General features: G+C 65.9%; 8 protein-coding genes and 3 rRNA genes. 5 read left to right on the forward strand and 6 right to left on the reverse strand.

Annotated features, from left to right (window positions below; genetic code table 11):
• Nucleotides 1–50 precede the first annotated feature (50 nt).
• Nucleotides 51–1,466, forward strand: a complete 1,416-nt coding sequence (locus ACU6P3_RS06650) for a DUF1015 family protein (protein WP_447196322.1) — start codon at nucleotides 51–53, stop codon at nucleotides 1,464–1,466.
• Between the two features lie 113 nt (nucleotides 1,467–1,579).
• On the opposite strand, the gene ACU6P3_RS06655 is transcribed toward ACU6P3_RS06650, so the two are convergent.
• Nucleotides 1,580–2,365, reverse strand: a complete 786-nt coding sequence (locus tag ACU6P3_RS06655) for a tetratricopeptide repeat protein (RefSeq protein WP_447196323.1) — start codon at nucleotides 2,363–2,365, stop codon at nucleotides 1,580–1,582.
• A gap of 111 nt (nucleotides 2,366–2,476) precedes the next feature.
• Between ACU6P3_RS06655 and ACU6P3_RS06660 the strand changes: the two genes are divergently transcribed.
• Complete coding sequence (locus tag ACU6P3_RS06660; protein WP_447196324.1) at nucleotides 2,477–3,565, forward strand: hypothetical protein; 1,089 nt, start codon at nucleotides 2,477–2,479, stop codon at nucleotides 3,563–3,565.
• Between the two features lie 150 nt (nucleotides 3,566–3,715).
• Here the strand turns inward: ACU6P3_RS06660 and rrf are convergent.
• The 4 genes from rrf to ACU6P3_RS06680 all read right to left on the reverse strand — a co-directional run bounded on the left by rrf (nucleotide 3,716) and on the right by ACU6P3_RS06680 (nucleotide 10,118).
• A 5S ribosomal RNA gene (gene rrf, locus ACU6P3_RS06665) occupies nucleotides 3,716–3,832 on the reverse strand.
• Between the two features lie 144 nt (nucleotides 3,833–3,976).
• Nucleotides 3,977–7,101, reverse strand: a 23S ribosomal RNA gene (locus ACU6P3_RS06670).
• Nucleotides 7,102–7,414: 313 nt separating this feature from the next.
• Nucleotides 7,415–8,941, reverse strand: a 16S ribosomal RNA gene (locus tag ACU6P3_RS06675).
• The 16S, 23S and 5S rRNA genes sit together here, the layout of an rRNA operon.
• 526 nt (nucleotides 8,942–9,467) lie before the next feature.
• A complete protein-coding gene (locus tag ACU6P3_RS06680; RefSeq protein WP_447196325.1) occupies nucleotides 9,468–10,118 on the reverse strand; it encodes a DNA-3-methyladenine glycosylase in 651 nt (216 codons plus the stop codon).
• Between the two features lie 176 nt (nucleotides 10,119–10,294).
• On the opposite strand from ACU6P3_RS06680, the gene ACU6P3_RS06685 reads away from it, so the two are divergent.
• From ACU6P3_RS06685 to ACU6P3_RS06695, 3 genes are all read left to right on the forward strand, one after another.
• Nucleotides 10,295–11,077: a sporulation protein gene (locus ACU6P3_RS06685; RefSeq protein ID WP_352089142.1), complete on the forward strand. Its 783-nt coding sequence runs from the start codon at nucleotides 10,295–10,297 to the stop codon at nucleotides 11,075–11,077.
• A gap of 149 nt (nucleotides 11,078–11,226) precedes the next feature.
• Nucleotides 11,227–11,766, forward strand: a complete 540-nt coding sequence (locus ACU6P3_RS06690) for a YbhB/YbcL family Raf kinase inhibitor-like protein (RefSeq protein WP_447196326.1) — start codon at nucleotides 11,227–11,229, stop codon at nucleotides 11,764–11,766.
• A 158-nt stretch (nucleotides 11,767–11,924) separates the two neighbouring features.
• Nucleotides 11,925–12,443, forward strand: coding sequence for an HNH endonuclease (locus ACU6P3_RS06695; RefSeq protein ID WP_447196327.1), 519 nt, complete (start codon nucleotides 11,925–11,927; stop codon nucleotides 12,441–12,443).
• Between the two features lie 53 nt (nucleotides 12,444–12,496).
• Here ACU6P3_RS06695 and ACU6P3_RS06700 read toward each other — a convergent pair whose 3' ends face one another.
• Nucleotides 12,497–13,273: a sulfite exporter TauE/SafE family protein gene (locus ACU6P3_RS06700; protein WP_447196328.1), complete on the reverse strand. Its 777-nt coding sequence runs from the start codon at nucleotides 13,271–13,273 to the stop codon at nucleotides 12,497–12,499.
• Nucleotides 13,274–13,501 lie beyond the last annotated feature (228 nt).

The raw sequence follows: 13,501 nt of genomic DNA on the forward strand, positions 1-13,501 counted from the left end.
GGTCTCCTCCGATCATCGCGCATCTCCACGGGCGCACATACGATGCGTCAATGTCCACAAAGACGGCAGGTCCCACGGGCCCGGGTCCGGCGGGTCCGGATCCGGAAGCCGAAGGCAAAGGGCTGCGGCTGGCACCGTTCCGCGGGCTGCGCTACGTCCCCGAACGGGTCGGCAGCCTGTCGGCGGTGACCTCGCCGCCGTACGACGTCGTGGTCAGGCCCGACGGACTGCACCACCTGGAGTCGGCGGACCCGTACAACATCGTCCGGCTGATCCTCCCACAGGCCGCCACCGCGGCCGAGCGACACCGCCAGGCGGCGCGCACCCTGGGCCGGTGGCTGACCGAGGGGGTACTCGCCCCCGATCCGGAACCGGCGTTGTACGTGTACGAGCAGCGCAAGGGCGACCTGCTCCAGCGCGGGGTCATCGGCGCGCTGGCGCTCTCCCCGCCCGAGGACGGGATCGTGCTGCCGCACGAGGACGTGATGGCGGAGGTGGTGGCGGACCGGGCGGCGCTGATGCGCACGACGTCGGCGAACCTGGAGCCCCTGCTGCTGACGTACCGCGGCGAGGACGGCGCGGACCACGCCGCGGACGCGCTCCTCACGCACCGGCCCGCACACGACACGGCGGCCGGCTCCGCCGCGACCGCCGACGGCCCCCGGGTGGGCGGAGGCTCCGGTACGAACGCCGTGATCGAGCGCACCGTACGGCGTCCCCCGCTCCTCGCCACCACCACCGAGGACGGCTTCGGCCACCGGCTGTGGTCGGTCACGGACCCCGGCGACCTGGCGGACATCACCTGCGACCTCGCCGACCACCAGGCGCTCATCGCCGACGGCCACCACCGCTGGGCGACCTACCTGCGGCTGCGCGGCGAGCACTCCGCCACCGGCCCCTGGGCCTACGGGCTGGTCCTGCTGGTCGACACGGCCCGCTACCCGCTCCAGGTCCGTGCCATCCACCGGCTGCTGCGCGCGCTGCCGGTCGACCGGGCGCTCGCGGCCGTCCACGGCGCGTTCCGCGTGCGTACGGTCCCCGGTCCACTGCCCACGGCACTCGAAGCCCTGGCGGAGGCCGCCGCGACGGGCAACGCGTTCCTGCTCGCGGGCGACGGCGGCTTCCACCTCCTCGACCGCCCGGACGACGGCCTGCTGAGCCGTACGGTCCCGGCCGATCCGCCGGCCGCCTGGCGGCAACTCGACGCGACCGTGCTGCACTCCACCCTCCTGGATCACATCTGGCGGATTCCGGACGACCCCGGCCACATCGCGTACATCCATGACGCCGAGGCGGTCGTCACCCAGGCGGAACGTCACGGCGGTACGGCGGTCCTGATGCATCCGGTGCGCGAGGAGGTCGTACGGGAACTGGCGCGTCAGGGCGTCACCATGCCGCGCAAGTCCACGTCGTTCGGGCCGAAGCCGGCGACGGGACTGGTGCTGCGCAGCCTCACCCAGGGCTGAGGGGCGAGCGGACATACGCGTGGGCGGGCGGGAAACGCCGGTTCCGGTGTTCCCGCCCGCCCACGGACATCATGGCGGCATGGCCGCGTACCGCCCCATGCCGCCGTACGAGGTCAGGACGTGCCGTTTCCGTCCCTGTCCTCGTCCTCGTTGTCCTCGCCCTTCTCGTCCTTCTCGTCCTTCTCGCGCTCTTCCTGCTTGTCCGCGGGGTTCTCGATGGCGGCCGAGGAGGAGGGGACGCCCTCGTCATCCACCTCGTCGTCAGCGGCCAAGGCGTCGACGAACTCGACCCCGTCCAGCTCGGCGAGCCGGTCCGAGGCGTCCGTGGCCCCGTCCTTGTCCGACTCGACCGTCTTGGCGAACCACTCCCGTGCCTCGTCCTCACGGCCGATCGCCAGCAGGGCGTCGGCGTACGCGTACCGCAGCCGTGCGGTCCAGGGCTGCACGGAGTTCGACGCCAGCTCGGAGCTCTGCAGGGTCACGATCGCGGCGTCGAGCTGTCCCATGTCGCGCCGCGCGCCGGCCGCCACGAGACGCATCTCGACCTGCCCGGCCTTGTCGAGCTTCTGCACCTCGGGCTCACCGGCCATCGCCAGCGCCCGCTCGGGACGACCGAGGCCCCGCTCGCAGTCCGCCATGACGGGCCACAGATCGACATTGCCGGTCATCCGCCGGGCGGCACGGAATTCGGCCAGCGCCTCGGTGTACTTCTGCGTCGCGTACGCGGCGAAGCCGGCGGCTTCCCGTACGGCCGCGACGCGCGAGGCCAGCCGGAGCGCCACCCGTGAGTACCCGTAGGCCTTCTCGGGCTCCTCGTCGATCAGCTTGGCGACCATGACGAGGTTGCGGGCGACATCGTCGGCGAGCGTCTTCGGCAGGCTCATCAGCTCCTGCCGCACGTCCTTGTCGATCTCGTCACCGGTGACGTCCTCGGGGATCGGCAGCCGCTTGATGGGCTCGCGGTCACGATCGCGGTCACGGTCGTCGCGCCGCTGGTAACCGCCGCCGCGGTGGTCGTCACGGCCACGGAAGCCGCCGCGTCCGCCACGGTCCCGGTCGTCGCGGCGCCCGTACCCGCCGCCACCGCCGGGACGTCCGCCGCGGTCGTCGCGGCGTCCGTATCCGGCGCGGTCGTCGTCACGACGGGGCCTTCCGGCGGGCCGGTCGTGGCGGCGGAAACCGGGACGGTCATCGCTTCGCTCGTCGCGCCGGTCGTCACGGCGCTCGTCCCTGCGGAACCCGCCGGGCCGGTCGTCACGGCGCCCGAAGCCTCCGCCCCGGCTGTCCTCGCGGCGGAAACCACCGCGTTCACCGTCACGGCGGGGCGCGCTCGGGCGCTCGTCGCGGCGGAAGCCGGGACGGTCGTCACGACGGTGGTCCTCACGACGGTGCTCGTCGCGCGGCCGGTCGTCGCGGCGGAACCCGCCGGGCCGGTCGTCGCGGCGCCCGTAACCGCCACCGCCGCCGGCCGAGGGCCGCGCACCGCGGTCGTCGTAACGGCGCGGCCCACCGGAGCGGTCACTCCGGCGGTCGTCGCGGTGGTCGTCGCGCCGGAAGGCCGGGCGCTCGTCGCGCCGGTCATCACGCCGGTCGTCACGCCGGAAGGCCGGGCGCTCGTCGCGCCGGTCATCACGCCGGTCGTCACGCCGGAAGGCCGGGCGCTCGTCGCGCCGGTCGTCGTGGCGGAAACCCCCGCGGTCGTCGTAACGACGGGGCGCGCTCGGCCGGTCGTCCCTGCGCGGACCACGGTCCCTGTCCCGGTCGTCGCGCCGCCCGTACGCACCCCCACCGGACGGGCCACCGGACGGCCGGGCCCCCCGGTCACCGCGCGGGGTCCGCTCGTCATCACGCCGGAAGCCACCGGGCCGGGAGTCGCGCCCGCCACGGTAGCCGCCACCGCCACCGCCACCGCTGCCGGTGCCACCGCTACCGTTACCGCGGTAGCCATCCCGGCGGTTGTTGTCGTCTCGCCGGAAGCCGCCACGGTCCCGGTCGTCGCGCCGCGGTCCGCGCGCGCGATCGTCACGGCCCCCGCGGAAGCCGCCCCGGTCGCCACCGCTGTCCCTGCGACGCTCTTCGCGCTCAGGACGGTCGTCTGAGGAGTTGGGGGACATCGGTGGGGCTCCTGTCTTCGGGTACCGCAGTCATTCTCGCGCAGTCGGCCTTCCGCTGCGCTCCAGGAAAAAACTCAAAAACAAAAAGGACCTTTGGTCCAGCATGAACGCTGGACCAAAGGTCCTTGAAAGATTGTTCGGCGGCGTCCTACTCTCCCACAGGGTCCCCCCTGCAGTACCATCGGCGCTGTAAGGCTTAGCTTCCGGGTTCGGAATGTGACCGGGCGTTTCCCTCACGCTATAACCACCGAAACCCTATCGGGCTTCGTCCCGTGAAAAACCGGGACATCGGCACTAGCGAACAAGCACACTCTTCAATTGATGTACTGAAGTAATACTGGTTCAACCGGTGCGACTGTTCGCAACCCGGGAACCACACAGTGGACGCGAGCAACTGAGGACAAGCCCTCGGCCTATTAGTACCGGTCAACTCCACCAGTCACCTGGCTTCCATATCCGGCCTATCAACCCAGTCGTCTACTGGGAGCCTTACCCCCTCAAGGAGGTGGGAGTCCTCATCTCGAAGCAGGCTTCCCGCTTAGATGCTTTCAGCGGTTATCCCTCCCGAACGTAGCCAACCAGCCATGCCCTTGGCAGAACAACTGGCACACCAGAGGTTCGTCCGTCCCGGTCCTCTCGTACTAGGGACAGCCCTTCTCAAGACTCCTACGCGCACAGCGGATAGGGACCGAACTGTCTCACGACGTTCTAAACCCAGCTCGCGTACCGCTTTAATGGGCGAACAGCCCAACCCTTGGGACCGACTCCAGCCCCAGGATGCGACGAGCCGACATCGAGGTGCCAAACCATCCCGTCGATATGGACTCTTGGGGAAGATCAGCCTGTTATCCCCGGGGTACCTTTTATCCGTTGAGCGACGGCGCTTCCACAAGCCACCGCCGGATCACTAGTCCCGACTTTCGTCCCTGCTCGACCCGTCAGTCTCACAGTCAAGCTCCCTTGTGCACTTACACTCAACACCTGATTACCAACCAGGCTGAGGGAACCTTTGGGCGCCTCCGTTACCCTTTAGGAGGCAACCGCCCCAGTTAAACTACCCATCAGACACTGTCCCTGATCCGGATCACGGACCCAGGTTAGACATCCAGCACGACCAGAGTGGTATTTCAACAACGACTCCACCCATACTGGCGTACGGGCTTCACAGTCTCCCACCTATCCTACACAAGCCGAACCGAACACCAATATCAAACTGTAGTAAAGGTCCCGGGGTCTTTCCGTCCTGCTGCGCGAAACGAGCATCTTTACTCGTACTGCAATTTCACCGGGCCTATGGTTGAGACAGCCGAGAAGTCGTTACGCCATTCGTGCAGGTCGGAACTTACCCGACAAGGAATTTCGCTACCTTAGGATGGTTATAGTTACCACCGCCGTTTACTGGCGCTTAAGTTCTCAGCTTCGCCAACCCGAAAGTCAGCTAACCGGTCCCCTTAACGTTCCAGCACCGGGCAGGCGTCAGTCCGTATACATCGCCTTACGGCTTCGCACGGACCTGTGTTTTTAGTAAACAGTCGCTTCTCGCTGGTCTCTGCGGCCACCCCAAGCTCACACCGTAAAGATGATCACCCAGAATGGCCCCCCTTCTCCCGAAGTTACGGGGGCATTTTGCCGAGTTCCTTAACCATAGTTCACCCGAACGCCTCGGTATTCTCTACCAGACCACCTGAGTCGGTTTCGGGTACGGGCCGCCATGAAACTCGCTAGAGGCTTTTCTCGACAGCATAGGATCATCCACTTCACCACAATCGGCTCGGCATCAGGTCTCAGACACAAGTTGCACGGATTTACCTGCACAACGTCCTACACCCTTACCCCGGGACAACCACCGCCCGGGCTGGACTACCTTCCTGCGTCACCCCATCACTTACCTACTACCACCTTGGTTCGACGGCTCCACCACTCCCCTCAACTCCGAAGAGATCAGGGCGGCTTCACGGCCTTAGCATTAATGGATTCGATACTGGGCGCTTCAAAGCGGGTACCGGAATATCAACCGGTTATCCATCGACTACGCCTGTCGGCCTCGCCTTAGGTCCCGACTTACCCTGGGCAGATCAGCTTGACCCAGGAACCCTTAGTCAATCGGCGCACACGTTTCCCACGTGTGAATCGCTACTCATGCCTGCATTCTCACTCGTGAACCATCCACCACTACCTTCCAGCATGGCTTCACCCGGCACACGACGCTCCCCTACCCATCACAGTCCCCGTTAGGAGTATGTACTGCAATGACACGACTTCGGCGGTACGCTTGAGCCCCGCTACATTGTCGGCGCGGAATCACTTGACCAGTGAGCTATTACGCACTCTTTCAAGGATGGCTGCTTCTAAGCCAACCTCCTGGTTGTCTCTGCGACTCCACATCCTTTCCCACTTAGCGTACGCTTAGGGGCCTTAGTCGATGCTCTGGGCTGTTTCCCTCTCGACCATGGAGCTTATCCCCCACAGTCTCACTGCCGCGCTCTCACTTACCGGCATTCGGAGTTTGGCTAAGGTCAGTAACCCGGTAGGGCCCATCGCCTATCCAGTGCTCTACCTCCGGCAAGAAACACACGACGCTGCACCTAAATGCATTTCGGGGAGAACCAGCTATCACGGAGTTTGATTGGCCTTTCACCCCTAACCACAGGTCATCCCCCAGGTTTTCAACCCTGGTGGGTTCGGTCCTCCACGAAGTCTTACCTCCGCTTCAACCTGCCCATGGCTAGATCACTCCGCTTCGGGTCTTGAGCGCGCTACTAAAATCGCCCTATTCGGACTCGCTTTCGCTACGGCTCCCCCACACGGGTTAACCTCGCAACACACCGCAAACTCGCAGGCTCATTCTTCAAAAGGCACGCAGTCACGACTGCATGTGCAAGCACACACAGCGACGCTCCCACGGCTTGTAGGCACACGGTTTCAGGTACTATTTCACTCCGCTCCCGCGGTACTTTTCACCATTCCCTCACGGTACTATCCGCTATCGGTCACCAGGGAATATTTAGGCTTAGCGGGTGGTCCCGCCAGATTCACACAGGATTTCTCGGGCCCTATGCTACTTGGGAAACGCACAAGCAAGCCGTACAGATTTCAGCTACGGGGGTCTTACCCTCTACGCCGGGCCTTTCGCATGCCCTTCGCCTACCCATACGGTTTCTGACTCACCGACCGGCCGGCAGACCGATCAAGCACGCTCCCACAACCCCACATACGCAACCCCTGCCGGGTCTCACACGTATACGGTTTAGCCTCATCCAGTTTCGCTCGCCACTACTCCCGGAATCACGGTTGTTTTCTCTTCCTGAGGGTACTGAGATGTTTCACTTCCCCTCGTTCCCTCCACACTGCCTATGAGTTCAGCAGCGGGTGACAGCCCATGACGACTGCCGGGTTTCCCCATTCGGACACCCCCGGATCACAGCTCGGTTGACAGCTCCCCGGGGCCTATCGCGGCCTCCCACGTCCTTCATCGGTTCCTGGTGCCAAGGCATCCACCGTGCGCCCTTAAAAACTTGGCCACAGATGCTCGCGTCCACTGTGCAGTTCTCAAACAACGACCAGCCACCCGTCACACACCACCCACAAGCGATGCTTCACCGGGACCGGCAAACTGAAGGACAACCACAACGGCCGCACCCTCAGACACCCAACAGCGCGCCCGACCCGACCCCTCCCAACCCTGCGTTCCACGCCGAAGCAGTACTAGCAAAACCAAGAGAAACCGTGCCGAATAGTCAACGTTCCACCCATGAGCAACCAGCATCAGACACTCGCTGATGTACTGGCCCCTGGACCCCCGCCCCGAAGAGCAAGAGCCAAGATGCTCCTTAGAAAGGAGGTGATCCAGCCGCACCTTCCGGTACGGCTACCTTGTTACGACTTCGTCCCAATCGCCAGTCCCACCTTCGACAGCTCCCTCCCCACAAGGAGGTTGGGCCACCGGCTTCGGGTGTTACCGACTTTCGTGACGTGACGGGCGGTGTGTACAAGGCCCGGGAACGTATTCACCGCAGCAATGCTGATCTGCGATTACTAGCGACTCCGACTTCATGGGGTCGAGTTGCAGACCCCAATCCGAACTGAGACCGGCTTTTTGAGATTCGCTCCACCTCACGGCATCGCAGCTCATTGTACCGGCCATTGTAGCACGTGTGCAGCCCAAGACATAAGGGGCATGATGACTTGACGTCGTCCCCACCTTCCTCCGAGTTGACCCCGGCGGTCTCCCGTGAGTCCCCAGCACCACAAGGGCCTGCTGGCAACACGGGACAAGGGTTGCGCTCGTTGCGGGACTTAACCCAACATCTCACGACACGAGCTGACGACAGCCATGCACCACCTGTACACCGACCACAAGGGGGACCCTGTCTCCAGGGTTTTCCGGCGTATGTCAAGCCTTGGTAAGGTTCTTCGCGTTGCGTCGAATTAAGCCACATGCTCCGCCGCTTGTGCGGGCCCCCGTCAATTCCTTTGAGTTTTAGCCTTGCGGCCGTACTCCCCAGGCGGGGAACTTAATGCGTTAGCTGCGGCACGGACGACGTGGAATGTCGCCCACACCTAGTTCCCAACGTTTACGGCGTGGACTACCAGGGTATCTAATCCTGTTCGCTCCCCACGCTTTCGCTCCTCAGCGTCAGTATCGGCCCAGAGATCCGCCTTCGCCACCGGTGTTCCTCCTGATATCTGCGCATTTCACCGCTACACCAGGAATTCCGATCTCCCCTACCGAACTCTAGCCTGCCCGTATCGACTGCAGACCCGGGGTTAAGCCCCGGGCTTTCACAACCGACGCGACAAGCCGCCTACGAGCTCTTTACGCCCAATAATTCCGGACAACGCTTGCGCCCTACGTATTACCGCGGCTGCTGGCACGTAGTTAGCCGGCGCTTCTTCTGCAGGTACCGTCACTCACGCTTCTTCCCTGCTGAAAGAGGTTTACAACCCGAAGGCCGTCATCCCTCACGCGGCGTCGCTGCATCAGGCTTCCGCCCATTGTGCAATATTCCCCACTGCTGCCTCCCGTAGGAGTCTGGGCCGTGTCTCAGTCCCAGTGTGGCCGGTCGCCCTCTCAGGCCGGCTACCCGTCGTCGCCTTGGTAGGCCATCACCCCACCAACAAGCTGATAGGCCGCGGGCTCATCCTGCACCGCCGGAGCTTTCAACCCTCCCCCATGCGAGGAAAAGTGATATCCGGTATTAGACCCCGTTTCCAGGGCTTGTCCCAGAGTGCAGGGCAGATTGCCCACGTGTTACTCACCCGTTCGCCACTAATCCACCCCGAAAGGCTTCATCGTTCGACTTGCATGTGTTAAGCACGCCGCCAGCGTTCGTCCTGAGCCAGGATCAAACTCTCCGTGAATGCTTCACCGGTCATCCGGTTCACACACACGAGAGCGGAACCGTCGGCCGGAATAAGACCGGACGGTCCACAGCATCCTCGCTGTGTTGTGTTTCAAAGAAACCTCAACCCAACCCCAAAGCTGGGGGAAGGTCGGGGTATCAACATATCTGGCGTTGACTTTTGGCACGCTGTTGAGTTCTCAAGGAACGGACGCTTCCTTCGTACTCACCCTCTCGGGCTTTCCTCCGGGCGCTTCCCTTCGGTATTTCGTGTCTCCGACTCTATCAGACTCTTTCGGCGGTGTTTCTCCCGCTTCCAGATATCCAATGGCCTTCGGAAGGGCCTTTTGCCTTTCGGCTGACCACTACGTTAACCGAGTCCCCGCTCAATTCATAATCGAGTCGCCCGGTCCGCATTTTCGGCATGCCGAAAACACGCACCCTTGGGGTGAGGTCTTAGTAGTGGATGGCCGCTCCGGGCGCTGCTCAGCGGCAGGACCCGTCAAGTGCGGCTCGGGCTACGTTAGGGCAGGGACCTGGCCGCGTCAAGTTCGGCGGCTCGTACGGCGACGCGGTGCATGGGCTCGGTACGGGCTCACCGACGGGTCGCCGTCGATCCAGAAGCGCCAGGGGTGGCTCGCCCCGTCGCCCCCGACTCCGGTGCGGGGACCGCTGCGTAGCTGGTCGTCCGTGATCGGGGTGCCCGCCTGGATCGACAGAGGGGCACCCGGGCCCGCGCACACGTCGGCTCCGTTGAGCGACCGGTCGACGTCCAGGGCAGTGGCCAGGCGCGCCGGGCCCTTGGCCAGTTCTCTGTCGTGGCGGGCCGAGAGCCTGCGCTTCCGTGTCAGCTCGGCGCCGTGCAGGATCTCGCCGGCCCGCAGCAGGACTCCGCTCGCTTCCCCTTCGGGACCGCACACCAGGTTGAGGCAGTGCCACATTCCGTAGGTGAAGTAGACGTACGCGTGACCGGGCGGGCCGAACATCACGGCGTTGCGGGCGGTACGGCCGCGGAAGGCGTGCGATCCCGGGTCGACCGCACCGGCATACGCCTCGACCTCGGTCAGGCGGAGTTCGATGGAGCCCTCGTCCGTGCTCCGTACCAGGACCCTGCCCAACAGGTCGGTCGCGACCTCGAGGACCGGGCGGTCGAAGAACTCCCGGGGCAGCGGGATGCGGTCGGGGCTCTCCATCATGGCGTCCGAGCGTACAGGGGGCCCGGCCGGACGCCCTGCGGAGGCCCGGGCCGCGCGAACGCGTCTGCCGCGCTTGCCGGTTCGCACGCCGGCCGGTTCGCAAGCAGCGGGGAACCGGCTACGGTCAGGTCGCGTATCTACAGGTCAGGACCGGTCAGGACATACAAGGAGTGAAGATGGGCTTCAAGAAGCTGCTCGCGAGCCTGGGCGCCGGTGGCGCGTCCGTCGAGACGGAGCTGTCCGAGTCGAACGTCGTCCCCGGTGGCGTCGTCCAGGGTGAGGTGCGGCTCGAGGGCGGCTCCGTGAACCAGCAGATCTCGGGGCTCTCCGTCGGTCTTCAGGCCCGGGTCGAGGTCGAGGGCGGCGATCAGGAGACCAAGCAGGACATCGAGTTCGCCAAGCAGACCATCGGCGGGGCCTTCGAGGTACAGGCGGGGGCCGTCCATGTGGTGCAGTTCGGGCTGGAGATCCCGTGGGAGACCCCGATCACCACCATCGAGGGGCAGCCGCTGCGCGGGATGAACATCGGGGTGACCACCGAGCTGGACATCGCGCGGGCGGTGGACAACAGCGATCTCGACCCCATCAACGTCCATCCGCTGCCGGCGCAGCAGGCGATCCTGGACGCTTTTGTCCAGCTCGGTTTCCGCTTCAAGAGTGCGGACATGGAGCGTGGGCACATCAGGGGGACGCGCCAGCGGCTGCCCTTCTACCAGGAGATCGAGTTCTTCGCGCCGCAGCAGTACCGGGGGCTGAACGAGGTCGAGCTGTCCTTCGTGGCCGACGACCGCGAGATGGACGTGATCCTGGAGATGGACAAGAAGCCGGGGCTGTTCACGGAGGGCAGCGACTCGTTCCGGGCGTTCCAGGTGGGCCTCGACGACTTCCGGGGCACGGACTGGCCCGCCTATCTCAACCAGTGGCTCGCCGAGGTCGGCGGCAGGCGCAACTGGTTCTGACACAGGCCCTACGCTCGGTCCCGTACGACGTGCGAGACGCGACCCACGCGCTGCGTCGTGCGCGGTACGCCGTACGCGATACGACGTATCGGACCAGCACGGCCCGGTCCGCGTGGACGGCCGGGCCCAGGCGATTCGGAGGATCAGACGTGGCCGAGGGGAAGAGGGCTCCGCTCCCTCACGACTTCCATCCGGAGGTGCCGTCGTTCACCGTGGTGAGCGATGACGTCAAGCCGGGCGGGGTGTTGAAGGACGCGCAGGTGCAGGCGGCCGGGAACACCTCTCCGCAGCTGCGGTGGGACGGCTTCCCGGCGGAGACCAAGAGCTTCGCCGTGACGTGCTTCGACCCGGACGCGCCGACCGGCAGCGGGTTCTGGCACTGGGTGCTCTTCGACATCCCGGCGTCGGTCACCGAGCTTCCGGTGGGCGCGGGAAGCGGCACGTTCGAGGGGCTGCCCGAGGGCGCCGTACACGCCCGTAACGACTACGGCTCGAAGGACTTCGGGGGCGCGGCGCCGCCGCCCGGGGACCCGGCGCACCGCTACGTGTTCACCGTGTACGCGGTCGACAGCGAGCGGCTCGGGCCCGACAGCGACGCGTCACCCGCCGTCGTGGGCTTCAATCTGCGCTTCCACACGCTGGCCCGTGCGCAGCTCGTCGGCGAATACGGGGTCCCCGCCGGAAGCTGATCCTCCGGGAAGCCGAGCGTTTGCTCGTTGTTTGCCCTGCCCTGGTCTTGGAGAGATCAAGGCAGGGCATTTTTTATTGCGTTGTCCCTCTTGGCGTGCCCGGCCAGAGTTGATCCAAGCCCGCCGCGCGGCGGGCCGGCACACGGGAGGTGGACGGGATGCGGGACACGCTGGTACTGAACTCGAGCTTCGAGCCGCTGTCGACGGTGACGCTCAACCGCGCGGTGGTGCTGGTCCTCCAGGACAAGGCCGTCGTCGAGCAGGCCCATCCCGCACTGCGTGTGCGTGCCGCCGCGGTGGAGCTCCCGGTGCCCCGGGTGATCAGGCTCTGCCGGTTCGTACGGGTCCCGTTCCGAAGACAAGCGCCGTGGTCCCGGCGGGGGGTGCTGATGCGGGACCAGCACCGGTGCGCGTACTGCGGCCGGCGGGCGACCACGGTGGACCATGTGGTGCCGAGGTCCCGGGGCGGGTCGGACAGCTGGCTGAATACGGTCGCTTCCTGCGCCGAGGACAATCACCGCAAGGCGGACCGCACGCCGGAGCAGGCGGGGATGCCGCTGCTGCACCAGCCGTTCGTGCCGTCCCCGGCGGACGCGATGCTGCTGTCGCTGCGGGCTACGGAGCGCTCGGAGCTGCCGTCGTGGCTGTCGGGGACGCCGATCCGGTCGGCGGCCTGAGCCACGTCCGCGGGCTTCGGTGACCGGGCGACGCGGCGGCCTTCCGACGGGGCTCACCCGTAGCGGCGTACGACCAGTTGCACGATGGCGACGACACCGACGGCCACCACCAGGGCGCGCAGTGCCGTCGGCGGCAGTCGGCGGCCTGTCCTGGCGCCGATCTGGCCTCCGATGGTGGAGCCGACGGCGATGAGCGCGACCGCCGTCCAGTCGAATTCGGCGACGAAGAGGAAGAAGGCGGCCGCCACGGTGTTCACGATGGCGGCGAGGATGTTCTTGACTGCGTTGAGGCGTTGCAGCGTCTCGTCGAGCAAGGTGCCCATGAGAGCCAGGTAGACGATGCCCTGGGCCGCCGTGAAGTAGCCGCCGTAGACGCTGGCGAGCAGCAGTCCGATGAAGAGGAGCGGGCCGCCCTGGGGGCGGGCCTCGGTGCCTTTGCGCGCGCGGCGGGCCTGGACGCGCCGCGCGAGGCGGGGTTGCAGGACGACCAGGACGAGGGCGAGGGCGACCAGGACGGGGACGATCGTCTCGAAGGCCGTGGGCGGCAGGAGGAGCAGCAGGGTGGCGCCGCCGAGTCCGCCGACCATCGCGGCGGCGCCGAGCAGCAGGACGCGGCGGCGCTGTCCGGTGAGTTCGGCTCGGTAGCCGATGGCTCCGCTGATCGACCCCGGTATCAGGCCGAGGGCGTTGGAGACGGTGGCGGTGACCGGTGGGACGCCGGTGGCGAGCAGTACGGGGAAGGTGATCAAAGTGCCGGAACCGACGATGGTGTTGATCGTTCCGGCGCCGAGGCCGGCGGCGAAGACGGCGAGCATCTCCCAGGTGGTCACGTGCGCTGCCCCTCGCTGATCGGTGCTTATTGCACCGATCATGCCTGACGAGCTGCGCGGTCCGGGCGGCGGCCGTCCCCTTGTCCCGACGGCCCCCTCCCACGGCCACCCTCCGGAGGCCCTGGTTTCGGGGCAGTTCCCCGGCCGGCCGCGACGGTTCGCTCAATGGCGGGGAGCGCCGGGCCCGGTGGCCGGGGGTACCGGACCAGTGGGCCCGAACCCCCGGAC

Source organism: Streptomyces hebeiensis (assembly GCF_052983195.1).